The following is a 25,991-nucleotide window of genomic DNA, read 5'->3' on the forward strand; positions in this document are numbered from 1 at the left end:
CTAGTATCAGAACCATGCCGCTGCTGGATCTGTCCTCCGCCGCCCAGGACTATCTGAAGCTGATTTGGATGGGTGCTGAACACGGCTCCGCCCCGGTCACGGTCGGCGGGCTGGCCAAAAGAAAAGCATGGAATGAGTACCTCTACGCCTCCGAAGGCGTGAGGAAGCTGGCCGAGGCGGGCCGTGTCACCCACGCCCGCTATGGACATATGGAACTGACCGCAGCCGGCCGTGAGCAGGCCGTGGTGCTGGTGCGCAGACACCGGCTGCTCGAGACGTTCCTGGTCGAAATACTCGGATACGGCTGGGACGAGGTCCATGACGAGGCAGACGTGCTCGAACATGCAGAATCCGAAACCCTGATCGGAAGGATCGACCGGCTCCTCAGGTGCCCGGCGCGTCAGCAGCAGAATAGTGACCTTCAGCGGTCCACCCATGCCACGCCGGATGGGGCCCCGGCGATGGTATCGGTGCCTTCAATTCCGCGGAGGCTGGACGCGGCCAGCAGCAACATGGCGATATTGACCACACCGGCAAGCATCAGCGAACCGGCGACGTCCGGGTGATCCAGATCAGCTGTGTCGCGCCGGCCACCAGTTCGGCCTGCAGCCACTACAGCCGGCGCCTGCGGGTACCCATGCGCCTGCCCAAGATCTCCGGCAGGCTCAGGCCCGTGTCCAGACCCAGCTTCGCCAACTGGTACTGGACCAGGACCGCCATTAGATTCGCTGCCACCAAGACCCACTCGAGCAGGTACCCGAAGTTGGCTTCCGCCGTCAGGTTCGCCTCGACGTTGCAGGGATCCACATAGGCAATAGCTGCCACAAAAGCCGGACCGAGCACCCTCCGCCCCGGGATGGCTGCCGGGGACATCCACTTCCCCCGAATACATTGATGGCCAGCTATTCGGTGCCCCCAAGGCGCCAAATAGCTGGCCATCAACAGTCTGTAGGTGCTTAGGCACCCGCACGGACGAAGGTGACCGCGCCTTTGGAGGTCATCCACGTCAAGGGGTGGATGGCTGTTTCATTTTTGCCGTTGAGTCCGGAGCTAAGGACCTGGCCGTTGCCGAGGTAAATACCGGCGTGGCCGGGCTGCATGACCATGTCTCCGGGCTGGGGATCGGTGACGGCCGTGCCGTAATTCTTGAACTGTATCGGCCCAAGGTCCCCGACGGGAATCCCTGCAGCGTTACCTGCTCTATTCCTGCGGTGAGGGGACATCGGGGTGTAGGCCGTTTCGGCACCCGGGACGGAAAAATCATTGAAGTCCACCCCGGCCAGACGATTTACACTCCACCCGGCGAGGAGCACTGGCACGCCGCCGCCCCGGCTGCTTGATGGAACACATTGCCATGCTCCAAAAGGGCGAAGACCCATCCAAGACCACCACCTGGGCCGAGCACATCACAGACGACGGCTACAACGGTCGCTGACCACCTTCCGGAACGGTTTTCGACCTCGGACTTGCGGTCCGCATTGCGGAAGAACTGGATCTGTCCCGGTTTTACGACTCGTATGCGAAGACCAAGGGTCAGCCGCCGTACGATCCGCGGCTGATGGTTCGGGTCCTGTTCTATGGCTACTGCGTCGGGGTGCGTTCCTCTCGGGAGTTGGAACGGGCGTGCGTGGACGTTGGTGGCGTTCCGCTGGCTCGCCGCGGAGCAGGCCCCGGATTTCCGGTCCATCGGGAGGTTCCGCCAGCGTCATCTTGCGGCTTTGGGGAACGTGTTCCTTCAGGCCCTGGAACTGCGCCGGGCCGCGGGCATGGTCTCTTTGGGCCGGGTCGCGTTGGACGGGACGAAGGCGCGGGCCAACGCGACCCGGCGCAAGGCGATGAGCTATGCGCGGCTGACCGAGAAGCAAAGGGTCCTGGCTGCGGAGGTCTCGGACATGCTCGCCGACGCGCAAAGTGTGGATGCGAACGAGGATGCGAGGTTCGGGGCGGATAAATGCGGGGACGAAGCTTCCGCAGGCTCTGGCGGACAAGGAATTGCGGCTGGCGACACTGGCCGCGGCCCGTGAAGCCCTTGAAGCGGAAGCTGCGGAAAAGGCCCGCGGGGAGGCCGAGCGCAAGGCACGCGATGGTGGGGATGATGACGGGGCCGTGACGGCCAAAGGCGATCAAGCCGCTGCTGCCGGGGGTGAAACCACGGTGCGCAACGGAACTTCACCGATCCGGACGCGAGGATCATGAAGACCGCTGACGGGTCATTTCACTACAACTACACCGGCCAGGCCGTGGTCGATGCCGATCATCAGGTCATCGTTGCCACGGAGTTGAACAACATCGCCGTGGACGCGCAGCAGTTGGTCCCGATGATCGAACGCAGAAGGCAGACGCTGGGACAGTTGCCCGCCCAATGGACCATTAATGCCCGGTATTGTTCAGCCTCCAACCTCGAACGCGTCCGGCAGATCGAGGCCGAGAGCGCCGGAGGCACCGAGTTTTTTCATCGCGACCGGCCGGCTCAAAGACGGCGAAGAGATCCCCGCGGCGCGGTCTCTGCCGGCTGAACAATAGGGGATTGCAGGGGCAGAACAATGGGGGGGTACCGGGGATTGCTTTTGATGTTTACAGCACTAACACTGAACAACCTGAGGGTTGACCGTGATTTTGAACTCCGGGGAGTAAAGATGCTTGGATATCCGCTATTCAACACCGGCAAGGGCAGTCGAGGTCCCAGGGCTTCCCAGCTTTTTTTGAGAAGGGGAGTCGGTGGCCCGGCTGGTCTTCGTCTGCGCGGGTCACGGAATTTACGGCTTCGCGCACTGCTGACAGTGCTGTTGGTTGCGCTGGCAGGCCTGGTGGTGCCGGTTGGGGCGTCGGCTGCCACGGGTGATGTCGGGGTCGAGGGTCCGTCCCATTCCGGGACGGGGACGCCGACTGGTACGAAGCGGCAAACGAATGCGTTGTGGTTCAACGACGGGATCTGGTGGGGGAACCTGTGGGACACCGCCAGCTCTGATTTCCATATTTTTAGGTTCGATGCCGTGAGGAGTGCGTGGGTCGACACCGGGGTGGCGACGGAAACGCGGGCGAACACTCATTCTGACGTGCTGTGGGACGGGAAGACGCTGTATGTGGCGAGCTATCGGTTCGTTAACGACGGTCTGCCGGCTGAGCCGAACAACCCGAGCACGCTGCGGCGTTACAGCTACGACGCGGGTACAAAGAAGTACTCGTCGCTGGGTTCGACAAAGATCAACGACCGCAAGGTTGAGACCCTGTCGATTGATAAGGACTCCACGGGTCGGGTGTGGGCTACCTGGCAGCAGGACAACCGGATCTATCTGAACGTCACTGCCACGGATGGCAAGACGTGGGGAACGCCGTTCGCGCATCCTGCGTCATTGAGTAACGTCTCTGTGGACGACAATTCCGCTCTGATCGCGTTCAACGGGAAAGTGGGGGTGATGTGGAGCCGGCAGGTCGGTGACGCCACCGACGGCATGTACTGGAGCTACCGCGCCGATGGAGCGTCGAACACCTCCTGGAGCACACCTGTCGCGGCGGTGAAGGGGCAGCGCAGCGGTGATGACCACATGAACCTGAAGTGGCTGGACTCCACGGATGATAAAGTTTTCGCCGCAATTAAGACCTCGTTCACGTCGGCGTCCCAGCCGCTGATCCAGCTGTTGGCATTGAACGCCAGGACGTCGACCTGGTCGGCGAGCACGATCGCGACTGTATCGGAGTGCCCGAACCGGGTGATCGTCCTGATTGATGAGAGCACGCAGAGGCTGCGTACCTTCGCTACCTATCCAAAGCCCAGTGGTACGACGAACGCCGGTGTCTGCACAAGTTCAGGGGGCGCGATCTACGAGAAGTCCGCGCCGGTAAACGACCCCGGCAAGCTCGCCACCGCGACGAAGACGCCTCGCATCGTGGACGCCGACCAATACGTCCACAACGTAACGTCGACGAAACAGAACCTCAACGCTTCGGCAAGAGGCACGGCCAACAGCGGTCTGCTGTTGCTGGCCGATGTGAACGCCACCAGCAGGTACTGGCACTTTTACTCACCCTGACGAAGCAGGCGGTAGTGCTACGACCGCTCAACGGTGAAGGGTACGTCACCGGCTGCTGATGCGGCTGCTGTGGCGGTGACCGTATGCACGTCCACGTTCGTGTTGAGGCCTGGACCAGGAATTGCTCGTCCTGATTCAGGCCGCAGCCGAAGTCAAACTCAAGGACGCGCCCACCTCGACAGTGACCACGAGCTAGACGTGCGAGGCAGGCCCGCAAACACAGTGCGGGTCGGCCATCGCCCCATCTCGTGCTGGCTTCGCGGCCGGGCGAGACCAACATGTGTGACGACAGAGTCAGCCGGGGCCGTTGCCCGGATCCTCCGCGCCGAGCTTATAGTCATTGACAATATTGGCCTGTTGCCGGTGTGGCCACGGACACCAGTGAAGGCCTCTACCGGGTCGTGGACGCAGCCTACGAGAAACGTCCCGTCGCGATCAGTTCAAACCTCCCCGCGCCGGCTTCGACGAGCTGATGCCGAAAACCCTCGCCACCGCCACCACTGGAGTTTGAGCTGGCGGGGGCTGCTGCCAGTTTCGAGGCACCCGGTATTGGCTGGTTCCGATGCCTTAACCCCCCTGCCAGGTTGGGGGGACGTCATCTCGCCTTTGCAACGTGCTGACCGTAAGTACCGAAACTGAGTACTCGGTACTCGTGACTCGCTGCACAGCCGATCCTAGGCTGAACGAACGCAGATGAGGCCGGCGCTGCGTTCTTGCCCGCAGTGCCCTGCCGGACCACGCTGGGAGTACAACATGGAAGCAGCCGTCGCAGTTCCCTATTTGGCTCTCCCCGAACGTGCAGTGGCACCCGTGAAGACAAATCAGCTCCGCTCGCGGATTCGAACTTTCATCGTGATAATCGCTTTGTCGGCTCTCGCAAGCGGCACGATCGGCGTCGCTGCAGATTCACCGCGAAGCAAAGGTGCTGAAGCGGAAGGCAGGGACCCGGTGGCCCCCGTTTCCGGTTCTGCACAGCCCACTGCGGATGCTGCTTCTCCGGAGCCAAGTGCTGATTCCGGCTCTCCCCAGCCCACTGCGGATGCAGGCTCCCCAGCGCCAATGAAGGAAAGCGATTCTGCGGAGCCGGCTGCAAATGCCGGTTCCGCGTCCTCAGATGCCTTGCCGGTGGGCGACCTGCCCGGCTGGACCCAGGTATTTGCAGAGGACTTCACCGAGGGAGATGTCCCCCTTGGCGGCTTCCCGGGCCCCATCTACGGCACGAGGTGGAGCGAGAACTACAAGGACGGCACTCCGGACACGGCTGGTCAAAAGCAGCCAAAGGGGCAGAGAACGTCCGGGTACTACCCATCAAAGGTCTTGAGTATCCATAACGGCGTCCTGGACATGTTCCTGCGCTCGGAAAACGGCATCGCAATGGGCGCGGCACCATCCCCCATAATTGGCGGAGCCACCCAGCGGCCCTACAACAGCCTGGTGTACGGGCGCTACTCCGTGCGCTTCAAGGCTGGCCCCCTGCCGGGATTCAAACTAGCCTGGCTGCTCTGGCCCGACAGCAAGCAGTGGCCAAAGGACGGGGAAATCGATTTTCCCGAGGGGGACCTGTCCAAGGCCATCTACGCTGCCGTGCACGGCCTTGACGCAAGTGGGACGCATGTGACAGAAGTCCTTCGCCCCGGCGCCGCATTCACGTCCTGCATACCGCCACCACCGAGTGGAGTCCCGGGAAGATCGAGTTCTTCCTTGATGGAAAATCCATTGGCGTTGTCACTTCGCTCGTGCCGGACAAGCCAATGCACTACATCCTGCAGACCGAGTCCTGCCTGACAGGCTGTCCGGCACCTGAAACCAGCGGCCATGTGTACGTTGACTGGGTAGCGATCTGGACGAAAAACTAGCCATCAGCCGTTCTTGGGCCCAGCAGCACCGACAGTGCCCTCGCAGTACGCGTCAAAGCACCTCCCAGCCCACTTCCCGGGAACTCCGGGAAGGGGGCAGGAGAAACGAACTCCTGCTTAGCCAGAGGTACGGCGAAACAACGTTGCTTGCTCCAGACCGCTGTCGGAGTTTTGAGTGATGGGCATCGCCTCTGACATCAGAGTGCGTCCAATACGTCCGGGTCGCCGGATGTACGTGCAGGGATGTGGTCTGCCTTTGGACTTCCCGCACGGGCATGAATATCCCGCAGACGCCAAGCAGCACGACGTCCTGCCGCGGAAAATTGGCGCAACGAAGAAAAGGCGGCATTCCGGCTCCGACTCTCACAAAGTTCTCGAATCGGTGCAGTCGAACTAAGGCCCCGAACCGAGTTTTGAGAAGAGAAAGCCCCTATGGCCGCACACCGCATCGGCTACGCCCGGGTCTCCACTCGGAACCAGAACCTGGACCTGGACCTGCAGGTCGAAGCCCTGAATAAGGCCGGATGCGACAGATCTACAAAGACACCATCAGCGGCACCAAGTCCCAACGCCCCGGTCTCGACCATGCTCTGGACAACCTGCGCGACGGTGACACTCTGGTGGTGTGGAAGCTGGACCGCCTGGGCCGGAGGCGTGAAAGACCTCTTGGACTTCGCCGGCGGGCTGAACGGCCGCGGCGTGGGGTTCGTCAGCCTCACCGATGCGATCGACACCACGACGGTCTCCGGACGTTTCTTTTTCAACGTCATGGCTTCCCTGGCCCAGATGGAACGGGAACTCATGGTCGATCGCACGCAGGCCGGACTGCAGGCGGCGCGCGAACAAGGACGGGTCGGCGGCCGCAAACACATCATGACGCATGCCAAGATCCGCTCAGCCCGCAAGCTCCTCAAGCAGGGGACACCGCCGCGGGAGGTCGCCGACACCCTGGGAGCCTTCGTGCCCACCCTCTACCGATGGGTCCCGGCAACAGGCGCGACCGAGGCGACAAAGAAGTAGTTCGTGCAGGCGGGGCCTCGGAGAAGATGACTGTTGGCGCAGAGGAGTGTTGAGCAGAATGCAGTTTCGTGCAGGGCGCTTGTGACATTTCAATATCCATACTCATCTGCACAACCCCGGAATACCGCGGGCGCTTGTGCAGTCGACTAATGAAAACGACAACTGTCAGTTTCCGAAGTCGTCTGCACGGAATGTCCGAAGTCCTCCGCACTCACGCCAGGAATCGCCTAGCTAGGTCGGCAGTGGAAGTGTTGGAGTACGCCGCTCGTGGCCGTCTGGATGATTTCCGCTTTTCTACGAAGCCCGCGAACAGCCGGTTTGTTGGCAAGCCTAAAAGCCGCTTATGGGGAGGTTTTTGCCGTGCCGGCCAGTCTTTGAATAGGGGCAAGACCGACCGGTGTCCCGGACGAGTGCTGTTCCAAGGGGCGGGGTCCGGCTTTACGGATGACCGAGCGTAGGACCAAGGCAACGATGATGGCGTCCTCTGCGTACACGATGACGGGAATGAAGTCCGGTACCAGATCGAGGGTGAAGCCAGGTAGACCAGGAGTAGGACCAGTTGGATCCGGATCCCGCGCGGCAGCGTTGGGTCTGAGGTTAGCTTGCGGAGCAGGACCAGCAAGTCCGGAAGCAGTCGAAGGGCTTCTTTCATGCCTACCGTTTCCGAGTGCGTGGAGGGCCAGCAGAACCAGCAGCGCTGCGTAGATCAGAGACTAGCCCGGCGATGACAGCGATCGCGGCTTCCCACCAGTTCATGCGGTGGTCCTGTCTGCAGTACGTGTGGGTCAGTCTTCTTGGGCATGAGGTGTCCGTTTCCCTATCTTGGAGTCTTTTGCCCGCAGGTGGGGAGTCGGCTGCACAGTCTCTGCGGCGAGGGTTTAGGCGGTTCGATCCACGCGTGAGCGCCACAGCAGGTACACGAAGTAGGGTGCACCCACCAGTGCGGTCATGATGCCGGCGGGGATCTGGGAGGGCGCGATGATGGTTCGGCCGATCACGTCCGCGAACACGACTGTGCAGGCGCCGATAAGTGCCGCCACTGGAAGGACGCGAACGTGTTGTGCACCCACCAGGGTGCGGGCTGCATGCGGTGCCACGAGACCCACGAAGGCGATGACGCCCACGGATGACACGGCACCGGCGGTCAGCAGTACCGCCACGGAGAGCAGCAGGAGCCGGGAGCCGGAGAGCCCAATGCCCAGCACGCGGGGGGAATCGTCGTCGACTGCTATGAGGTCAAGGTCGCGGCGCATGCCGGCCAGTACAGGCAGTGACACCGCCAGCGCCAGCAGCGGCGGCAGGACGGACGCGAAGTTCCGCCCGTAGGTGGAGCCGGAGAGCCAGGTCAGGGCCTTGGTCTGGTTGTAGGGGTCGGTGGTCACCAGCAGGACGGTGATGAGCGCGGCCAGCCCGGCGGAAACGCCGATACCAATCAATACCAGTCGGTTCTGCTGGAGTCCCCCGCGGAAGGCAAGCCCGAAGACCAGGAGCGCGGCAAGGGCAGCTCCCACCAGGGCGGAGCCGGTGACGAACCAGGCGCTGGCCAGTGGGATGGTGGTGATGACGATGATGGCGGCGAGGCCGCCGCCGCCGGAAACGCCGATGATGGCGGGTTCGGCCAGTGAGTTGCGGGAGACCGCCTGGATCAGGGCGCCGGCGATCGCTAAGGCAGCACCGGCCAGCACTGCTGCCATCACACGCGGCATGCGGGTGCCCAGTACGGCGCTGACCCGGTTGCCGGACTGGCCGGTGAGCCAGTTGAAGAGGTCGCCGAGCAGGAGTTTGGCGTCGCCCAGCAGCGCACCGGCCACCAGCAGGCCGGCAAGCAGGAAAAGGAGGCTAAGCAGCACGGTGAGGAAGACTCTGCGGGAGCGCAGCCGTGCCAGCGCATCTCCGGCAGCGCTGAGGCCGGCGTCGGACATCCGCAGCGCCAGGATCACCAGGAACACTGCACCAAGAACGGTGGTGACGACCCCGGTGGGCACTTCGACGCCGGCCTGCGCACCGAAGACCACGCGGACGAGCACGTCGGCGCCGATCACCACGACCGCGCCGGTCAGCCCGGAAACGGGCAGCAGTGCCCGGTGCCTGCCCAGCCCGCGGACGCGGGAGGCCAGCAGCCGGATGATGGCCGGTGCACACAGGCCCACGAACCCGACCGGGCCGGCGACGGTCACCGCGGCCGCGGAGAGCAGGACGGCAAGGACGACGGCGGTGACCCGGGCAAGGCGCGGGTCCGCGCCCGCCAGCCGGGAGGCGTCGTCACCCAGGCCGAGCAGATCCAGCCGGCGGCCAAGGACCATCAGCCCGGCGACGGCCGCCAGGACCACGGGCGTGAACTGCAGCAGTTCGTCGGGGCGGGATTGGGCGAGGCTGCCTTGGCCCCAGGCGTAGAGCCCGGTGGTCTCCTGGCTGAACAGCAGTAACAGGGCACTGGTGGCCGAATGCAGGCCCAGGGCAAGTGCGGTGCCGGCCAGCACTAGACGGATCGGGCCGCCGTTGCCGTTGGCGCCGCCGCCGGAGAGCGCCAGCACCAGCAGCGCGGCGGCGAGGCCGCCGGCGAAGGCGAGCCCGCCGGACAGCAGCGCAGGAAGTGTCACCCCAAACGCAGCCGCTGCCACGATGGCCAGGTGCGCGCCGGCATTGACCGCCAGCGTGTCCGGTGAAGCCAGGACGTTGCGGGTGGCCGACTGCAGAGCTGCGCCGGCCACCCCCAATGCCACGCCTACCAGCAGCCCGGCCATCAGCCGCGGGATCCGCGAGGCGACCAGCACGGCGGCCGCCTGGTCAGAACCGCTGCCGGTGAGCAGGCCCAGCAGTTCGGCTGGACCGACGTCGGCGGTGCCCTGCGTGAGGTGGATCAGTGTGAAAAGGACCAGGACGGCCACTCCGCAGCCGGCAACCACCGCGGCAGGCGGCCGTCCACTGGCTCCCGCGGGTGCCGGTGCGGACGCACCCGCCACGGCCGCCGGGGCGGACGGCCCCGGAGGGGCGGGCCTCTTCACAGTGTCGGTCATGATCCGGCCAGGGGCTACTTGGTCAGGGCTGCGGTGAGGGCGTCGACATACTGGGTCATCGAGGCCGGGCCGCCGAACATCCAGATGCCGTCTGAGAGGCGGTGCACCTCACCGGCTGCGACGAACGGCAGCGACTTCCACACGGGGTTGTTTGCCAGTTCCTCGGTGAAGTCACCGTCGGCGCTGTTGGTGATGTAGACGAAGCTGTCGGCGTCGAGGGTGGTCAGGCCTTCGACGTCGGTGGATGCCAGGCCGTAGGCCGGGTCGCCTTCCATGGTCCACGGTGTGACCAGGCCCAGCTCGGTGTTGATGTCAGTCATCAGCGATCCTTTGGTGAAGGGGCGGATGGAGACTTTCCCGTCGGCTACCCAGCCGTCGGCCGCGGCCACGCTGGACCCTGCCAGTCCGGCCTTGTCCAGGGCTTCCTTGCCCTTGGCCACGGCGGCGTCGAAGGCGGCGATGGCCTCGTCGGCTTTGGCCTCGGTGCCGGTGGCCTTGGCGACCAGCTTCAGGTTGTCTTCTGCCTGGGCGATCTGGCGGCTGGCGTCGGCGGACTTGACGACGACGACGGGGGCCAGTTCCTCGAGCTGCTTGATGACGGATTCGGACAGGTCATTGGTGCCGACAATCAGGTCGGGATCAAGGGAGGCGATGGTGTCGAAGCTGGGTTCGCCGCGGGTGCCGATGTCCGTGGCGGTGTCGTCCAGTTTGCCGGCCTTGACCCAAGCGCTGTAGCCCTTGATGTCCGCGACACCGACGGGCTGGACCCCGAGGGTGGTCAGGTTCTCCACGACGTTCCATTCAGTGCCGACCACGCGTTTGGCCGGGCCGTCGAGCTTTACTTCGATTCCGCGGGAATCGGTCACGGTGACGGGTTCGCCGGCGCCCGCACTGGTTGCAGCGGAGCCGGCGGGGCCTTCGGTGGTGCCGCAGCCGGTCAGCAGCAGCGCCAGGGCGGCGGTGGCGGCCAGGGCGGCCTTGGGGATCTTCATGGACGTGGCGTCCTTTCGGGTTGGGGGGTTTGACTGTCGCTGTGCCGTCCGACGGCGCGGGTGCGCAGCCGTCCGGTGAGCGGGTCGGTATGGGTAACGATGGGGATGGAGTAGACGGTGCTGAGCAGTTCCGCGTCGAGTGCCTCGTGGGCAGGGCCCGACGCGGCGATGCGGCCTTCGGAAAGGACCACCACGTGATCGGCCAGCGCGGCGGCCTCGTCCAGGTCGTGCAGCACCACGCCGATGGCCACGCCGTGCACGCGGGCGAGATCGTAGATCAGGTCGAAGATTTCCACCTTGTAGCGCAGGTCCAGATGGTTGGTTGGCTCATCGAGCAGCAGGATCGAGGTGTCCTGCGCCAGGCAGCTCGCCAGCCAGACACGCTGCAGCTGGCCGCCGGAGAGTTCATGAACGCCCCGGTGGGCCAGATCCGTGATGCCGGTAAGGGTCATAGCACGGTCGACGGCGGCCGGACCCTCCGGATCCGCGGCACGCCACCGGCCACGATAGGGGTGGCGGCCGAATTCAACAACGTCACGAACACTGAGCCCGTGCGGCACCGGACGACTCTGCGACAACAAGGTCACATGCCGGGCGAAATCACTGTGTTTCATCATCAGCGCGTCCGCCGCTTCGCCGTCACAGGGCCGGACGGTCACGGTTCCGGAGGAAACCTCGTGCAGGCGGGCCAGTGCGCGCAGCAGGGTTGACTTGCCACTGCCGTTCGGCCCGACGAGGGCAACAATCCGGCCAGGCTCCAGCCGAAGCCCGGCACCATGGACCACGTCCCGGTGCCCGTACCGCAGCACCAGGTCATTGGCCTCCAAGCCGTACAGTTCCCTAACATTCACAGATGAAGATTAGCCTAGGCTAACCTAACCTGAGAAATGTGTCCTGGCAGCGGCTGGCGAAAAGCCGCAACAGTAGAAATAGTAAGGAGGCTGACCTAAGCAACTGCTCTTTGCTGCCCGTGCATGAATATTACGCCCCTACGCCGCCCCTCCCGCCTCCGATCCGCTGCTGGTAATTAGGTCACTAAACTGGGTCTTTTTGATGTGAGCATGCGGGCATAGCATGGCCCGAAGAGCGGCCCGCCAGGGGACGCGGAAGGCGGAGGATTTCACATGACTACGCATGTCGCAGACTGCAGTGTGACGAACTGCTCCTTCAATGATCATTCGGCGTGCAACGCCGCTGCCATTACGGTCGGTGGCGCTGAAGATCACGCAGCCTGCGCCACCTTCATTGATATAGGGGTGCACGGCGGACTGTCCAAGGTTCTTGCCGACGTTGGAGCCTGCCAACGCGCCGAATGCGTCCACAATAACCACCTGATGTGCAACGCGCCGGAAGTCCATGTTGGCCCCGGCGCAGACAACGCCGACTGCCTGACCTACGCGCACAAGTAACTCTCCGCCGTCAGGAGGAGGAGACGGGCGCGCGGGCTACGGCCCCCGGCGCTGCTCCCTTCCGCTGAGACTTGTGCTGGTGGAGCGCGGGTAAGGCAATGGTGGTGTCCGGATTGCTGCTTTACGCGGCTTCCATTCCCGGCGGCCGCAGTCAGTGCTATCGGGACAGAAGCCGTTGCCCGTCCGGGCGGAGCTCCCCGGCAGGTGAGACGTGCCTGTAAAGCGTCTGGCGGGTGATGCCCAGTTAAGCACAGATGTCATTGACCTTAGTGCCGGCCTTACCCATCGAGGCCATGGCCAGCCGCAGTTTCGCGGGGGTCATCTTCTAGGGGCGTCCGCCGTTGCGGCCCCGGGCCCGGGCGGAGGCGAGCCCGGCGAGGGTGCGTTCGAAAATGAGTTCGCGTTCGGACCCGGCGAGGGCGGCGAAGATTCCGAAGACGAGCTTGCCGGAAGCTGTAGTGGTATCGATAGCGGCCCCCTGCCCGGTGAGGACCTTGAGCCCTATGCCGCGCCCGGTCAGATCGCGGACGATATTGACCAGCTGCCGCAGATCCCGGCCAAGCCGGTCCAGCTTCCACACCACCAGGGTGTCGCCGTGGCGCAGTGCTTTCAGGCACGCTGCCAGCTGGGGCCGGTCATCCTTCTTCCCTGAAGCCCTGTCCTCATAGAGCGAGTCGGCATCGATGCCGGCGGCCAGGAGCGCATCGCGCTGCAGGTCCGTGGTCTGCGGGCCACCGGCTTTTGAGACCCGCATGTACCCGACCAGCATTACATTCTCCTTGTTACTTATACGTTCGTTTAGGGGTGGCTTCTGAAAAAGTGAAATATCCGACGCTAAGCCGTGTGCACGGAATCACTACGGAGGTCCCGCCGCTTTCGCGGATAGCGGCATAACACGCCGCCCGCTTTTTCGCCTGCAGCGCATACGCGGCGCCGGTGAGCCGGCACCCCGTAGAATTGTGGGCATTATGGATGACCCTCCTTCAGGTATGCTCAAGCCCCTCACCCATTTGACCGGCACGCCGGCCACCCTGGGAGAGGGGCGCCCGAATGCATGAATGGATCATGCTCGGTATCGGCCTTGTCCTCACGGCGGGTACCGGAATCTTCGTTGCCTCGGAGTTCGCGCTGGTCAACCTTGACCGCAACGATCTTGAAGCCCGCCAGGCCCGCGGTGAGAAGCGCCTCGGCCCGACGATCAAGGCCCTCAAGATCACCTCGACGCACCTGTCCGGGGCGCAGCTCGGCGTCACGCTGACCACGCTCCTCACCGGTTTCACTTTTGAACCGGCTATCAGCAGGATGCTCAGCGGGCCGTTGCTCGCGGCTGGCCTGCCCGAAGCTGTGGTGCCCGGGATCGGCGCCGTCGTCGGCATTTTCCTGGCCACCATTTTCTCGATGGTGATCGGCGAGCTGGTCCCCAAGAACTTCGCACTGGCGCTGCCGCTCGCCACCGCCAAGGCGGTGGTCCCGTTCCAGGCCCTGTTCACCGCCGGCTTCAAACCCGTGATCCTGCTGTTCAACAACACCGCCAACGCGATCATCAGGTCCTTCGGCATGGAGCCGAAGGAAGAACTCTCTGGCGCCCGCAGCGCGGAAGAACTGAGTTCGCTGGTGCGTCGCTCCGCTCTGGAGGGCGTCCTGGACCCGGACCAGGCCGTCCTGCTGGGCCGGACACTGCGTTTCTCGGAGCACTCCGCGGCGGACGTCATGACGCCCCGCGTCCGGATGACGGCGGTCAACGCCGGTGACACGGCAGAACAGATCCTCCCCCTCTCTGCGTCGACCGGCTACTCGCGCTTTCCGGTCATCGGCCGGGACCGTGACGACGTTGTGGGCGTCCTGCACGTCAAGCAGGCCTTCGCCGTGCCACTGGACGAACGGTCCAACGTGACGGCCACCCAGCTCATGATCGACCCGCTTCGCGTCCCCCAATCCATGGGTGTCGATTCTCTGCTGGTCCTGCTGCGCAAACAGGGCCTGCAGGTGGCCATCGTTTCAGATGAGCACGGCGGAACGGCCGGCATCGTGACCCTGGAAGACCTCGTCGAGGAAATCGTCGGCGAGCTGGAGGACGAGCACGACCGCGCCCGGGCGGGCGTGATCAGGACCGGCCGCTCCGTCACGTTTGACGCCTCACTGCGCCCGGATGAGCTGCTGGATCGGACAGGCATAGAAGTCCCGGATGGTGAGGAGTACGACACCATCGCCGGTTTCGTCACGGACGAGCTGGACCGCATCCCCGAGCTCGGGGACGAAGTCGCCTTGGAGGGTGGACGCCTGCGCGTGGAACGCGTGGTGGGCACCCACGTGGAGCGGCTCCGCTACACCCCCGACGCATCACTGGAAGCGCCACGGAGTGCCCATGACCGCATCATCGACAACTTCACCCCGGAGCTGACCCATGAGTGAGTATCTTCCCGGCATCATCTGGCTGGTGGTGCTCCTGGTCGTCAACGCCTTCTTCGTGGGCGCCGAGTTCGCTGTTATCTCAGCTAGGCGTTCGCAGATCGAGCCCAAGGCGGAAGCCGGCAGCAAAGCCGCGAAGACCACGCTGTGGGCCATGGAACACGCCACGCTGATGCTGGCCACCAGCCAGCTGGGCATCACCGTGAGCTCGCTGGTGATCCTGAACGTCTCCGAGCCGGCGATCAAACACCTGCTCGAGATACCACTCAACTCATGTCGCTCTCCGCCGAAGCGATCGGAATCATCGCCTTCGTCACCGCCCTGCTGCTGGTGACCTTCCTGCACGTGGTCCTTGGCGAGATGGTCCCTAAAAACATTGCATTCTCCGTGCCAACCCGTGCCGCGCTGCTCCTCGCCCCGCCACTGGTGATGGTCGCCCGGATCCTAAAGCCGGTCATCTGGACCCTGAACGGGATCGCGAACTCCATCCTGCGGCTCTTCAAGGTCGAACCCAAGGATGAAGCCACCAGCGCCTACACCCTGGACGAGGTGGCGAACATCGTGGAGCAGTCCACCAGGGCCGGGATGCTGACCGACACCAGCGGCACCCTGACCGCGGCGTTCGAATTCACCGCCAAGACCGTGGCGGACGTGGAGGTGCCCATCCGCGAGATGGTGCTCCTGCCGGCCTCCTCGACGCCGGCGGACATCCAGCGCGCTGTGGCGGAGCACGGCTACTCCAGGTACATCCTCACCGACGACGACGGCGTGCCCTCGGGCTATCTGCACCTGAAGGATGTCATGGACCTGACTTCGCCGGAAGCGTTCACAAAGCCCGTGCCGGCCAAACGGATCCGGCGGCTGGCTTCAACCTACGGCGGCAGCGAACTCGAAGACGCCCTAGCCGCGATGCGCCGCACCGGGGCCCATGTAGCCCGGGTCTTCGACGCGCAAGGGAACACCACCGGCGTCCTCTTCCTCGAGGACATCATCGAAGAGCTCGTCGGCGAAGTGCAGGACGCCACCAGCGATAAAACACGGCCCGTCGGGCCACCCAGCTGGTGCCCATCGTCGCCCCCTTCCGAGTCGCAACCGGCATGCCTCTCCAGCAGCACCCGCACAACGTAGGGGCTTGTGAAAAAGTGAAATCTCTAATGCTTGTGGCTCGTCCGGGGACCGGCTGGCAGGCTGGCGTCCGGCCCTGCTGTGGGTGACCCCTGAAATATCTGGCCCGTCAGTGACGGTGCCCTTCGGGGCCTTCGGCCGCCAACGCTCGTTCCGCCCACGGAACCAAACTTGGCGGCTTACGAGACCTTCAGGAGTGCCGGGCCTAAAAGGGTGGTTCCTGGTTCGGGATCTTATGCAATCTTGATGGTCCCTGACCGGGAGGCGTTAAGGAAGCGTTAAATATTCTGATCACGCGGCCGCCCCAGGGCAGCCGTTGCTAGTGTCGGCAGTGGTCGGAGCATTGTGCCGGTCGCGGAAAGGCAGACATGACCACGCTGAGCGGTCCCCCGGCTGATCCTTCAGCTGCAAGGCCCGGCGGGGTGCGGCGTTCCGGGGCTGACTCCTGTTCGGCCTTCAGGACTCCAAGGGCATCGGGGTCTGAGGAGGATCGGTACGGAAGTTCACGGTAATTTCCCCGCTAGGAACTGGAACGCTTCTCCAAGGACCGCCTGGTGATCAGGGCGCAAGGTTCAAAATGGGCCGTGCAAATGCGGGAACGGAGATCCGGTGGAAGCAGGCTGCCTGTCGGGCCTTTCCGGAGGACCGCCCGGGCGGCGTCGTGTCGTCTACGCCGTGCTGGTTCCGAACAGCATTCCGAGCAAGTAGGTGACAGCAGCTGCGCCGTACCCGATGGCGAGCTGGCGTAGTGCCATTTTCAACGGAGCCCCGCCGGACAGCAGCGCGACGATGGCGCCGGTGGCCAATAGGGAAAGGCCGACGATGATTCCTGCGACGATCAGAGCAGTGATGCCCTGCAGACCGAAGAGGTAAGGGATTACGGGCAGGATGGCACCGGAGGCGAAGAACAGGAAGCTGGACATGGCCGCGCCCAGACCCGTGCCGACGGCTTCGTGTTTGTCGTCTTCCGGGGTTGGCACGCTCGATTCCCTATGTGGGCTTTGCAGCGTCTCAGCGGCCTTGGCATCCGCCTCGCCAGGGGTCATGCCTCGGGCACGGTACAGGAGGGCACATTCGTTGGCGTTGACGTTCAGGTGGGGAAGTCGCTCGTGAGCGTCCTCGTTCGGGGTTGATGCTTCGAGCAGTTCGCGCTGGGATTGGACGGAGATGTATTCTCCTCCCCCCCATTGGAGATCGGCCCGGTGTTCTGCCGGGGCAGGAATCAGTCCTGCCCGCTCACGGAACGCCCGCAAGTACACGGTTGCATGGATACACGAATGGATGTAATTTTGAAGGATGGAAACCCTCACGCACGCCCCGGTGCTCGCGCGGTTCGGCTACGCGGTCTCGGATCCGACCAGGGCCAGGATTCTCCTGGCCCTTTCCGGGGAAGCTGCGTACCCTTCTGAGCTTGCCGACGCCCTGGGCGTGTCGCGGCAGAGCATGTCCAACCACCTGAGCTGCCTTCGCGGCTGCGGGCTGGTGGTGGCCGTCCCGGACGGACGCCGGAGCCGTTACGAACTGGCCGACGCGAGGCTTGCTCACGCCATTTCGAACCTGGTCGGAGTGGTCCTGGCCGTCGGCCCGGCCTGCTGTGTTCCCGATGGCGACTGCTTGACATGACAGCCCTTCAGGTTCCTGCCTGCCGGGTCCAGGGAGCCGGGCCCCGGGGATGCTGTGCGCGCTGCGGATCCGCGCCCGGTTCGCGGGCCGTTGCCCGCACCCGGCGGCGCAGAAACGACTAACCCGGCAACTGCCATCCGGCTTCGATTGCCCCCCACCCCACGACACGATGGAGACACCACGATGAGCGACGCCTGCTGCAGCCATGACGAACCTGCTGCTTCCGGGACAGCCGAAGATCAGCATGAGGAGAAGTCCGGGTTCTGGCAGAGCAGGGAGATCCGCGCAGCGGCTGCCGCGGGCGTGCTCTTGTTGGCGGCCTGGATCGCCTCTGCGTCCGGTGCCGGGGAATGGGTGACCCTGCCTCTGGAGACGGCGGCGCTGCTGGTCGCCGGCTGGACGTTCGTCCCGTCTGCCCTGCGCCGGCTGCTTCAGGGCAAGATCGGCGTGGGAACGCTGATGACCATCGCGGCCATCGGTGCTGTGGCACTCGGCCAGGTCATGGAAGCGGCGACACTGGCGTTCCTGTACGCCATTTCCGAAGGGCTGGAAGAGTACTCGCTGGCGCGGACCCGGCGCGGGCTGCGGGCCCTGCTGGATCTGGTCCCGAAGGAAGCCACCGTGATCCGCGGGGGCCTTGAGGTGACCGTAGACCCGAACACGCTGGTCATCGGCGACCGGCTCATCCTGCGCCCGGGTGAACGCCTGGCCACCGACGGTACCGTACTGACCGGACGAACCGCCCTGGACACCTCGGCCCTGACCGGTGAATCGGTCCCCGTCGAAGCGGGCCCGGGCACTGCGGTATTTGCCGGCTCGATCAACGGCACCGGACCGCTGGAAATCGAGGTCACGAGCACGGCGGAAAACAACTCGCTGGCCAGGATCGTGCACATCGTCGAAGCCGAACAGTCACGCAAGGGCACCAGCCAACGCCTGGCCGACAGCATCGCCCGCTGGCTGGTACCCGGCATCCTCATCGTCGCTGCGCTGATCGCCGGCTATGGCCTGATCGTCGGGGAACCGGCTCTGTGGATTGAGCGGGCCCTGGTCGTCCTGGTTGCGGCGTCCCCGTGCGCCCTTGCCATCTCCGTTCCCGTGACCGTCGTTGCATCCGTTGGGGCCGCCAGCCGGATCGGTGTCCTGATCAAGGGCGGCGCCGCGCTGGAGTCCCTGGGCCGGATCCGCACCATCGCCCTGGACAAGACCGGGACCCTGACCCGGAACCAGCCAGCCGTGGTCGAGGTCGTCGCCGTGGAAGGCTCCTCGAAGAACCACGTCCTGGCCGTGGCCGCCGGACTGGAATCACGCTCCGAACACCCCCTGGCGAAAGCCATCCTGGCCGCCACCCCCACGCCGCCGGCCGCGGCGGACGTGGAAACCGTCCCCGGCGCCGGGATCCAGGGTCTCGTCGCAGGCACACCCGCCCGGCTGGGGCGTCCGGGCTGGCTCGACGCAGGGATCCTGACAGCGGATATCACCAGGATGCAGAAGTCCGGGGCGACCGCCGTCCTGGTCGAGGAATCCGGCCAACTGATCGGCGCCATCGCCGTCCGCGATGAGCTCCGGCCCGAAGCCGCCGCCGTCGTCGCCGAACTGGCCCGGAACGGCTACCAGACCGTCATGCTCACCGGGGACAATACGCTCACAGCCGAAGCGCTGGGCCGGGAAGCCGGTATCACGCAGGTCCACGCCGACCTCCGCCCCGAGGACAAAGCCGGGATCATCCGCACACTCCAGGCCCGGCACCCGGCAGCCATGGTCGGTGACGGGGTGAACGACGCGCCGGCATTGGCCACCGCCGACGTCGGAATAGCGATGGGCGCGATGGGCACGGACGTCGCCATTGAAACAGCCGATATCGCCCTGATGGGTGAGGACCTGAACCACCTGCCCCAGCTGCTCCTCCATGCCCGCCGGACCCGGTCCATCATGCTGCAGAACATCGGCATGTCCCTGGCCCTGATCGCCGTGCTGATCCCGCTGGCGCTGTTCGGGATCCTCGGCCTGGCCGCCGTCGTCCTCATCCATGAACTCTTTGAAATTTTCGTGATCGGCAACGGCGTGCGCGCCGGGCGCGTCAAGTCACTGCGTCCCGCCAACGCGCCGGTATCGCTGCACGCCGCGCCAGTTTCGGTGTGAGCACCGCAACCGTTCGGCGCCCGCGCAGGGGGCGGGCTGTCCTTGGCCTCGGTGCCGTTGCCCTGGCCGCGGTGGACCTGCTGGTCAAGATCCTCGTGGTTCTGACTTTGGCTGATGGCAGGGTCCTGGACTTCGGCCCGGTCAATCTGCGGCTGGCCTATAACACCGGCGTCGCGTTCAGCCTCGGCTCGTTCCTGTCCCCCTGGGTGGTGGCCGCTGCGACCGCAGGGATCGTGACGGCTCTGGCGGTGTTCCTCTACCGTGCGGCCCCCCGGTCCGGCCCGGTCTCCCGGGCCGGAGCGGTCTTCCTTCTGGGCGGCGCCCTGGGGAACCTAGTGGACCGGATGGACGGGGCAGGGGTGGTTGATTACCTGCACACCGGGTGGTTCCCGACGTTCAACCTTGCCGATGTTTTCGTCGTGGGCGGGGTCGGGCTGCTGGTTCTGGGATCGATGCGCGCCTCTTCCCCGGCACAGGAAGGCGCCTGACCGGTGGGCATTGGTGAATATTTTGCCTCGATGGTGACATCCGGGGCGCTGGTCCTGGCGTTGCCGCTGGCGGCCGCGGCGGGGCTGGTGTCCTTCCTGTCTCCGTGCATCCTGCCGCTGGTACCCGGCTATCTGGGTTTCGTCTCAGGGCTCACGGACCCGGCCCAACCGCGTAACCGGCGGCGCGTCCTCTCAGGGGTGGCACTGTTCATCCTCGGTTTCGGCGCCGTGTTCACCCTGTATGGGGCCGCTTTCGGAGCCATCGGTTCGTGGCTGATCCGATGGCAGGATCCCCTGATGCGGGTGTTGGGCATCGTGGTGATCCTCATGGGACTGGTCCTGCTCGGACGGTTCTCCTGGCTCCAGCAAACCCGGAAATTCCAGGTTCCCGGGGGCAGCGGCCTCGCCGGCGCCCCGCTCCTGGGAATCGTCTTCGGCCTCGGATGGACGCCCTGCATGGGCCCGACCCTCAGCGCCGTGCTCAGCCTGAGCGTCACCGCCGGAAGCGCTTGGCGCGGGGCGCTACTGGCCTTTGTCTACTGCCTGGGCCTGGGCATCCCCTTCGTCCTCGTGGCCCTGGGCCTGAACTGGGTTTCCAGGGTCCTGGCGGTGGTGCGAAGGCACATCCGTGCCGTGAACATCGGCGGCGCCGTTATGCTCATCGTCCTGGGCGTCCTGATGGTTTCCGGGCTGTGGGTGCAATGGATCTACCAGCTGCAGAACCTGGCCGGGACGTTCCTGATGCCCGTCTGACGCACCGCACCCCGGCAGACAATATGACCAGCAAAGGCCAAGGAAAATGAACAAACAATCCCAACCGCCCCGGCGTCCCGGACGTCGCACGATCTTGGGCATGGGCGCGGCAGTGCTTGCCCTCGCCGGGTGCGGAAGCCAGGACGTTCTGACCGCGCAGGCCAAGGCCGGGGACAACAAGAACTACATCGCCGGCGACGGGTCCGTGAACGAATACCCGCCCGGGTCACGCGGCTCCCGGGTGTCCCTGGAGGGCCAGCTCTTCAACGGGGAGAAAGTCTCCTCCCGGGACTGGGCGGGCAAGGTCGTGGTGCTGAATTTCTGGTACGCGGCCTGCGCACCCTGCCGTGCGGAGGCGCCGGATCTGGCCGCCCTGCACACCGAGTTCAAGGACAAGGGCGTGCTGTTCTACGGTGTCAACGTCCGCGACGACGCCGCAACGGCGGAAGCCTTCGAGCGGACCTTCAAGGTTGAATACCCCAGCTTTGACGACAGGGACGGCGGCATCCTGCTCGCCATGACCGAGTACGTCCCGCCCCGCGCGGTCCCCACCACCCTGGTCCTGGACACCGAAGGCCGCGTCAGCGCCCGGATCCTCGGGATCTCGCAAAAGGGAACCCTGAAAGCCCTGATCACCTCCGCCGCGGCCGGATCCTGAACCGGACCGCGGCGGATCGACCCGAAGGACTCCCGCTCCCATGACCAGCGTCTCAAAATCCACACTGACAATGAAACCTGCCGACGGTAGCGCCACCTCAGCCCCCGCGCAGCCGGACATTCCCCTCCTGACCCGCAACAAGCCCTTTGGCTGGCTCCTGGTCATCACCGGTATCATCGGCTGGCTGGCCTCGGGCGCCCTGGTCCTGGAGAAACTCGAGGTCCTCAAAGACCCCGGCTACAAAACCGTGTGCGACGTCAACCCCTGGATTTCCTGCGGCCAGGTCATGCAGACCTGGCAGAGTTCGGTTTTCGGGTTCCCCAACATGTTCATCGGAATCGTGGCCTTCGCCATCATCATCACCACCGGCATGGCGTTGCTCTCCGGTGCAACCTTCGCTCCCTGGTACTGGGCCGGGCTCCAGGCCGGCGTCACCCTTGGGTTTGCCTTTGTCGTGTGGCTGTGGTCCCAGGCCTTGTACTCGATCCATATCCTCTGCCCCTTCTGCATGATCGTCTGGGCGGCCATGATCCCCCTGTTCGTCTGGCTCACCGCCCGGAACATTACCCATGGAGTCATCAAAGTACCCGCACCTGCGGCACGCATCATCGGCGAGTCCGGCTGGATCATCACCGCCCTGCTCTACGTGGCCGTGACGGCGAGCATTTTCTTCGCCTTCCTCCACATCTTCGTGGGCACCTCAGGCTTCTGAAGAGAGGCCCGGGGAACCCGCCGATGAAACCCTGGGATAGGGACCTCCCGCAGCGACGCCGGGCCGGCGTGACGGGGGCCTCCGCCTGCGGACTTCCCCCGCACCTTTTCGGTCATGTGCCGACGCTGCACCCCCAACAGCATCGGCCACAGCCCACCTCACCGGCAGCCGAAAAGCCCAGCTCGTGCAATTCCTGGACTTCGAATGCGAAGCATGTGGCGCCGCGGAACCGCTGGTCCAGAAACTCAAAGCGGAGTACGGCGACCGGATCACCTTCATCCACCGCTACTTCCCGCTCCCGGGACACCTATACTCCGGCAACGCCGCCCTGGCCGTGGAAGCCGCCGCCCAGCAGGGTAAATACACCCAGATGCACGCGAAGATGTTCGAGACCCAGCTCCAATGGGGTGAGAAGCAGGATTCCCAAGCGGCCCTGTTCCGGACCTTCCCCCAGGAGCTCGGGCTGGACATGGCAGCTTACGATGCCGCCGTGGCCGATGAAAAAACCAAGGACCGGATCCGTCAGGACATTGCCGACGGCAAAGCCCTGGGTTGTGACCGGCACACCCACCTTCTTCCTCAACGGCGAAAAGCTTGCCCTCACCAGTGAAGAAGATTTCCGCCAGAAACTGTCCGACGCCGCAAAATAGCCGGACACTCCCCGGCGCAGTACGTTCAAGGGGGTGGCCCGGTTCGGACGGCAGTCACCGTGGCGGCATCATGCGGTCCCGCAAACATGAGATTGCACAGACAAGTGAGAGGTTGCGGTGATTGAGGCTTACAGCGCGCATCAGGTCAGCAAGGGACGGACGCCTGACACTGGAGGTCCTGGAAATGCCAGACCTTGTGGTCCACGCGAAGTCGTTTGGGGACATCCCCGAGGCCCCTTGGTGCGGCCGCTGCTGACTCCGTTGGCCGGCCATCAATCGATTTTGAGGTTGACATAACCCTTTAGCACCTATGTGGACTTGCTTCGGGTTGAGCCACGGGATCGAATTTTCCAGTGAGGTGAAGAACCGTGGGAAAAGGCGGAACGTGGACAATTACGGAAAAATCCGCAAGCACCCGATCCACAGGGGTGGATCCAAGCAACCCAAAGGAATGATCCCGTCGCTTTCCCGCGCGCCTACGAGCAGGCAATTAGGCTTAGCTACAAAGCGCTGGGGGGAACTAAAGATGAAACCAATCACTATTGAGGGCGGCAAGGGCACCGTGGAGCTCGGTGACGACGAAGTTCTCCACCTCGTGTGGAAGTCGGGGACGGTTCTGGAAGCCGCTGACGTCCATGCGGCGATGGCAACGGTTAAAGAGATGGTCGGCGGTGCCGAGTACCCGATGTTGATCGACATATCGAACACCCAAGCGGTGACCCGCAAAGCCAAGTCTTCAGGATCAAGTGCGCCGCTTCGCGGATTGCCCTCCTCGGATCAAGCCCGGTCAACCGCGTCATAGCCAACTTCGCCACGGCACGGCGGACACTTCCGTGTCCCACCCGGTATTTGCGCCCGCAACGAGGCTACGTCTTGGCTTCTCCAGATACGTCTTCTCTGATACTGGCCATGGCTTCTGGAGTCGGGAGCTGGTGGAAGGCTTTCGGGAACACGCCTAGTCGATGCTCGATTGGGGTTATTGGCCGTAGCAAGTGGTCTTAGGGTTTGGAGCCAGGGGCAAGTACCTCCACTTTCAAGGAACACGTACCGGTTACTCGCGCGCATTGCAGGTAGAGTCCCTAGGCTGGGTGACCGGAGCTGGCGATGAAGGCGTCCGTCTGAAATAACGAACGCCACCACCAGCCGTCGCCAGCTCCATACTCACACTGTCTTCGACGGGGGATGCTTCAGGGCAGAAGCTAAGCTCAAGATTGAAGCAACAGTTCCCGATGATGGGTAAAACTTCTTCCACCTCAATGGTGGGCCTTTTTAGAGTGTCCCTACAGGCGCTGCCAGTGGGCATTCGCGGAAGTGATCACGTCAAGGGGGACGTATGAGCATGGATATTCCGGTGACTAACGAAGTAGCTGCAGCGGCGCGGGCCAAGGAGCGAACTCCCGTTCCGGTTCCACGCAGGACGCCCTTGGCCAGACCCCGCCGAGTTCAACAAACTCAGCCGGCCAGGGGCCGTGAACACGAGGTGCGGCGGCTCATGCGCGATCTTGCTGCCCTTGCGGCCTCACGTCGTCCACAGGTTCCGTAGGGCGTATTCCCACTGGGGCGGCCGGTTCCTTCCACATAAGCAAAGGGGCCACGGCATGTTGCCGTGGCCCCTTTGCTGTGACGCCGGAGTCTCTAGCGGCGGGTGTCCTTTTACCCATCTGTGCCGCCGTGTTTCCGGGGAACTTCTTCGCTGATGTCGGGCCCGGACATTGCTGCGCCGCGGTTGGCGTCGGTGATGGGCTCGCGCTCCACCCGGACTTCTTCGCGCTCCACCGGGATGGTCTTAGCTTAGTGACGTTCTGGGTGGTGACGTACTTCCGCAGCCGCGCCCGGCTGGTGGCCTCGCGCTCCTTGCCGACACGCAGCTGTCCCTCTGAGCGGGTCATCGCATCATCGGTCGTTGGACCGGAAGTGTCCCGGCCTACCGTTGCGCGCGCAGTGGTGTCGTAGTCCCGCGCCGTTCCAGTAGTGGTGGTGTCGATATCGGCGTAATTGCGTCCGCCCCCAAGGCGGTAGTGCTCGTAGAGCCGGTCCTCTTCAGCCGGATCCAGGTGTCCGTCCGGGTCGTGCCCGGGGCGTCCTTGACCTGGTCCTTGGTGTAGGGGACGACGAGATGCTCGTCTTCAACACGGGCTTCCTGTACCGGGACTAATGACTCGCTGGTCCCGAACAATCCTGTCTTGACCGTGACCCAGTTGGGCCGGCCCGTCTCGTCGTCTGTGTAGACCTGGCCGACGCCGCCGATCTTTTCGCCGTCGGTGCCGATAACGTTGCCTCGTCCGGCGAGCAGGCGGTCAATATATTCATTGCTGATCATGAGGACTCCTTAAGGACTCTCGATCTGGTTGCCTTCATCGTGTTCCCCTGGGGCACTTCCCCTGTCGGACTGCGTCCTCCGGGGGTCGGACTGCGTCCTCCGGGGGTCGGACAGCGCCGTATGGCGACGCTGACGATGTTGCCCTTCCATCCAACCCACACGGCGCAGGAAATAGCAAGCATGCTTACTACCTGAATTAAGGGCCGGATTTGATGTACGGGTTGATGCAGTTGAAATGCACTTTCCCGGCCACCTTTTCACCGCAACGGTTCCCTTCACCCTCGCCCCCGCGTCTGGTACCAAAGGCCCCTGGCTATGTGGCTCTACCGGCCGTAGGCTGAGGTCATCCATCAGACGTAGGAGGCACGGTATGCCCACAGTAGAACCCATGACTAAGCCTTGATCCACCGATACTGATCGGGGCGCCGACGGCGGTTTAAACCGAGAATGCCCGTCTTTTCAAGGAAAATGGAGCTTGTCTAGAACCCATTGGCCACGAAAAGAGAGGCATCTCGTAGGTGCAAGTTTCGCATAAGCCGTCCGCGGTGTCAGTTTCCTTCGATGAGCCGAACCTCGTGTCGGCGGCCGGGCTCCTGCCGGTCATGACGCTGGCGCGGGACGCCGGGCTGCATGAACTGGGCGATGAATGGCTGAGCGTTCCCACGGATAAGGGTGCAAACGCCGGGCTGAAGGTCGCGTCCCTGGTGGCTGGGATGGTCGCAGGCGCGGACTCGATCGATGACATGGCCCTGCTGCGCCACGGCGGAATGAAGCGGGTCTTCAACG

Annotated in this window: 22 protein-coding genes and 7 pseudogenes; 20 read left to right on the top strand and 9 right to left on the bottom strand. The window is 64.2% G+C overall.

Features of this window, described 5'->3' with window-relative positions:
- Positions 1–14: 14 nt before the first annotated feature.
- Positions 15–566, top strand: a complete 552-nt coding sequence (locus M8J71_RS23755) for a metal-dependent transcriptional regulator (protein ID WP_374114885.1) — start codon at positions 15–17, stop codon at positions 564–566.
- Positions 567–615: 49 nt separating this feature from the next.
- Here M8J71_RS23755 and M8J71_RS22470 read toward each other — a convergent pair.
- Both M8J71_RS22470 and M8J71_RS22475 read right to left on the bottom strand, forming a co-directional pair.
- Positions 616–873 (bottom strand): annotated as a pseudogene (locus M8J71_RS22470) (Nramp family divalent metal transporter); the annotation flags it as partial.
- 83 nt (positions 874–956) lie between these two features.
- On the bottom strand, positions 957–1,319 hold the full coding sequence (locus M8J71_RS22475; RefSeq protein WP_308292974.1) for a hypothetical protein: 363 nt from the start codon (positions 1,317–1,319) through the stop codon (positions 957–959).
- On the opposite strand from M8J71_RS22475, the pseudogene M8J71_RS22480 reads away from it, so the two are divergent.
- The 7 genes and pseudogenes from M8J71_RS22480 to M8J71_RS22505 all read left to right on the top strand — a co-directional run.
- Positions 1,227–1,435: pseudogene (locus M8J71_RS22480) on the top strand (cupin domain-containing protein); the annotation flags it as partial. The gene M8J71_RS22475 and the pseudogene M8J71_RS22480 sit on opposite strands and share 93 nt — an antisense overlap.
- A 60-nt stretch (positions 1,436–1,495) precedes the next feature.
- Positions 1,496–1,621: pseudogene (locus M8J71_RS23800) on the top strand (transposase); the annotation flags it as partial.
- Positions 1,622–1,637: 16 nt separating this feature from the next.
- On the top strand, positions 1,638–2,024 hold the full coding sequence (locus tag M8J71_RS23805) for a transposase (RefSeq protein ID WP_441338919.1): 387 nt from the start codon (positions 1,638–1,640) through the stop codon (positions 2,022–2,024).
- Between the two features lie 168 nt (positions 2,025–2,192).
- Positions 2,193–2,516, top strand: a complete 324-nt coding sequence (locus M8J71_RS23760) for a hypothetical protein (RefSeq protein WP_374114886.1) — start codon at positions 2,193–2,195, stop codon at positions 2,514–2,516.
- A gap of 54 nt (positions 2,517–2,570) precedes the next feature.
- Positions 2,571–4,031 (top strand): hypothetical protein, encoded by a 1,461-nt coding sequence (locus M8J71_RS22490; protein WP_256250076.1) that lies wholly within the window; start codon positions 2,571–2,573, stop codon positions 4,029–4,031.
- A 1,059-nt stretch (positions 4,032–5,090) separates the two neighbouring features.
- A complete protein-coding gene (locus M8J71_RS22500; protein ID WP_256250077.1) occupies positions 5,091–5,816 on the top strand; it encodes a glycoside hydrolase in 726 nt (241 codons plus the stop codon).
- A gap of 503 nt (positions 5,817–6,319) precedes the next feature.
- Positions 6,320–6,907 (top strand): recombinase family protein, encoded by a 588-nt coding sequence (locus tag M8J71_RS22505; RefSeq protein WP_441338920.1) that lies wholly within the window; start codon positions 6,320–6,322, stop codon positions 6,905–6,907.
- Between the two features lie 878 nt (positions 6,908–7,785).
- Here the strand turns inward: M8J71_RS22505 and M8J71_RS22510 are convergent.
- Genes M8J71_RS22510 through M8J71_RS22520 form a run of 3 tightly spaced genes read right to left on the bottom strand, consistent with a single transcriptional unit; the run spans position 7,786 to position 11,767 of the window.
- The gene (locus tag M8J71_RS22510; RefSeq protein WP_256250078.1) at positions 7,786–9,924 is read right to left on the bottom strand and encodes an iron ABC transporter permease; all 2,139 of its coding nucleotides are present in this window, start codon (positions 9,922–9,924) and stop codon (positions 7,786–7,788) included.
- 14 nt (positions 9,925–9,938) lie between these two features.
- Positions 9,939–10,916 carry an ABC transporter substrate-binding protein gene (locus tag M8J71_RS22515; protein ID WP_256250079.1) on the bottom strand — a complete coding sequence of 326 codons (978 nt, stop codon included), beginning with the start codon at positions 10,914–10,916 and terminating at the stop codon, positions 9,939–9,941.
- The gene (locus M8J71_RS22520) at positions 10,913–11,767 is read right to left on the bottom strand and encodes an ABC transporter ATP-binding protein (protein ID WP_308292970.1); all 855 of its coding nucleotides are present in this window, start codon (positions 11,765–11,767) and stop codon (positions 10,913–10,915) included. Before M8J71_RS22520 ends, M8J71_RS22515 begins: the two co-directional genes overlap by 4 nt.
- Positions 11,768–12,040: 273 nt before the next feature.
- On the opposite strand from M8J71_RS22520, the gene M8J71_RS22525 reads away from it, so the two are divergent.
- Entirely contained in the window at positions 12,041–12,325 is a 285-nt protein-coding gene (locus M8J71_RS22525; protein ID WP_256250081.1) for a DUF1540 domain-containing protein, read from the top strand.
- Positions 12,326–12,482: 157 nt separating this feature from the next.
- Here M8J71_RS22525 and M8J71_RS22530 read toward each other — a convergent pair.
- Positions 12,483–13,094 (bottom strand): annotated as a pseudogene (locus M8J71_RS22530) (recombinase family protein).
- 281 nt (positions 13,095–13,375) lie between these two features.
- On the opposite strand from M8J71_RS22530, the gene M8J71_RS22535 reads away from it, so the two are divergent.
- Both M8J71_RS22535 and M8J71_RS22540 read left to right on the top strand, forming a co-directional pair.
- Positions 13,376–14,737, top strand: coding sequence for a hemolysin family protein (locus M8J71_RS22535; protein WP_256250082.1), 1,362 nt, complete (start codon positions 13,376–13,378; stop codon positions 14,735–14,737).
- Positions 14,730–15,763 (top strand): annotated as a pseudogene (locus M8J71_RS22540) (hemolysin family protein); the annotation flags it as partial. The gene M8J71_RS22535 and the pseudogene M8J71_RS22540, both read left to right, overlap by 8 nt.
- Positions 15,764–16,527: 764 nt before the next feature.
- Here the strand turns inward: M8J71_RS22540 and M8J71_RS22545 are convergent.
- Positions 16,528–17,118, bottom strand: coding sequence for a VIT1/CCC1 transporter family protein (locus tag M8J71_RS22545; RefSeq protein ID WP_308292971.1), 591 nt, complete (start codon positions 17,116–17,118; stop codon positions 16,528–16,530).
- Between the two features lie 37 nt (positions 17,119–17,155).
- Here M8J71_RS22545 and M8J71_RS22550 point away from each other — a divergent pair, with 37 nt between their 5' ends.
- From M8J71_RS22550 to M8J71_RS22585, 8 genes and pseudogenes are all read left to right on the top strand, one after another.
- Complete coding sequence (locus tag M8J71_RS22550; protein ID WP_256250083.1) at positions 17,156–17,482, top strand: ArsR/SmtB family transcription factor; 327 nt, start codon at positions 17,156–17,158, stop codon at positions 17,480–17,482.
- A gap of 183 nt (positions 17,483–17,665) precedes the next feature.
- A complete protein-coding gene (locus M8J71_RS22555) occupies positions 17,666–19,624 on the top strand; it encodes a heavy metal translocating P-type ATPase (protein ID WP_256250084.1) in 1,959 nt (652 codons plus the stop codon).
- Positions 19,621–20,112: a signal peptidase II gene (gene lspA, locus M8J71_RS22560; RefSeq protein ID WP_256250085.1), complete on the top strand. Its 492-nt coding sequence runs from the start codon at positions 19,621–19,623 to the stop codon at positions 20,110–20,112. Before M8J71_RS22555 ends, lspA begins: the two co-directional genes overlap by 4 nt.
- Positions 20,113–20,115: 3 nt before the next feature.
- Entirely contained in the window at positions 20,116–20,865 is a 750-nt protein-coding gene (locus tag M8J71_RS22565) for a cytochrome c biogenesis CcdA family protein (RefSeq protein WP_256250086.1), read from the top strand.
- 100 nt (positions 20,866–20,965) lie between these two features.
- The gene (locus M8J71_RS22570; RefSeq protein ID WP_256250088.1) at positions 20,966–21,523 is read left to right on the top strand and encodes a TlpA family protein disulfide reductase; all 558 of its coding nucleotides are present in this window, start codon (positions 20,966–20,968) and stop codon (positions 21,521–21,523) included.
- Between the two features lie 40 nt (positions 21,524–21,563).
- The gene (locus M8J71_RS22575) at positions 21,564–22,235 is read left to right on the top strand and encodes a vitamin K epoxide reductase family protein (protein ID WP_374114887.1); all 672 of its coding nucleotides are present in this window, start codon (positions 21,564–21,566) and stop codon (positions 22,233–22,235) included.
- A 169-nt stretch (positions 22,236–22,404) separates the two neighbouring features.
- Positions 22,405–22,885 (top strand): annotated as a pseudogene (locus M8J71_RS22580) (DsbA family protein); the annotation flags it as partial.
- 526 nt (positions 22,886–23,411) lie between these two features.
- On the top strand, positions 23,412–23,687 hold the full coding sequence (locus tag M8J71_RS22585) for a DUF7793 family protein (protein WP_256250089.1): 276 nt from the start codon (positions 23,412–23,414) through the stop codon (positions 23,685–23,687).
- A gap of 851 nt (positions 23,688–24,538) precedes the next feature.
- On the opposite strand, the gene M8J71_RS23505 is transcribed toward M8J71_RS22585, so the two are convergent.
- Both M8J71_RS23505 and M8J71_RS23510 read right to left on the bottom strand, forming a co-directional pair.
- Positions 24,539–24,661 (bottom strand): hypothetical protein, encoded by a 123-nt coding sequence (locus tag M8J71_RS23505; RefSeq protein WP_308292972.1) that lies wholly within the window; start codon positions 24,659–24,661, stop codon positions 24,539–24,541.
- Between the two features lie 148 nt (positions 24,662–24,809).
- Complete coding sequence (locus M8J71_RS23510) at positions 24,810–25,205, bottom strand: PRC-barrel domain-containing protein (RefSeq protein ID WP_308292973.1); 396 nt, start codon at positions 25,203–25,205, stop codon at positions 24,810–24,812.
- A gap of 518 nt (positions 25,206–25,723) precedes the next feature.
- On the opposite strand from M8J71_RS23510, the pseudogene M8J71_RS22595 reads away from it, so the two are divergent.
- A pseudogene (locus tag M8J71_RS22595) lies at positions 25,724–25,991 on the top strand (IS1380 family transposase); the annotation flags it as partial.

It is taken from the genome of Pseudarthrobacter sp. R1 (genome assembly GCF_024494415.1).
Classification (GTDB): Bacteria; Actinomycetota; Actinomycetes; order Actinomycetales; family Micrococcaceae; genus Arthrobacter.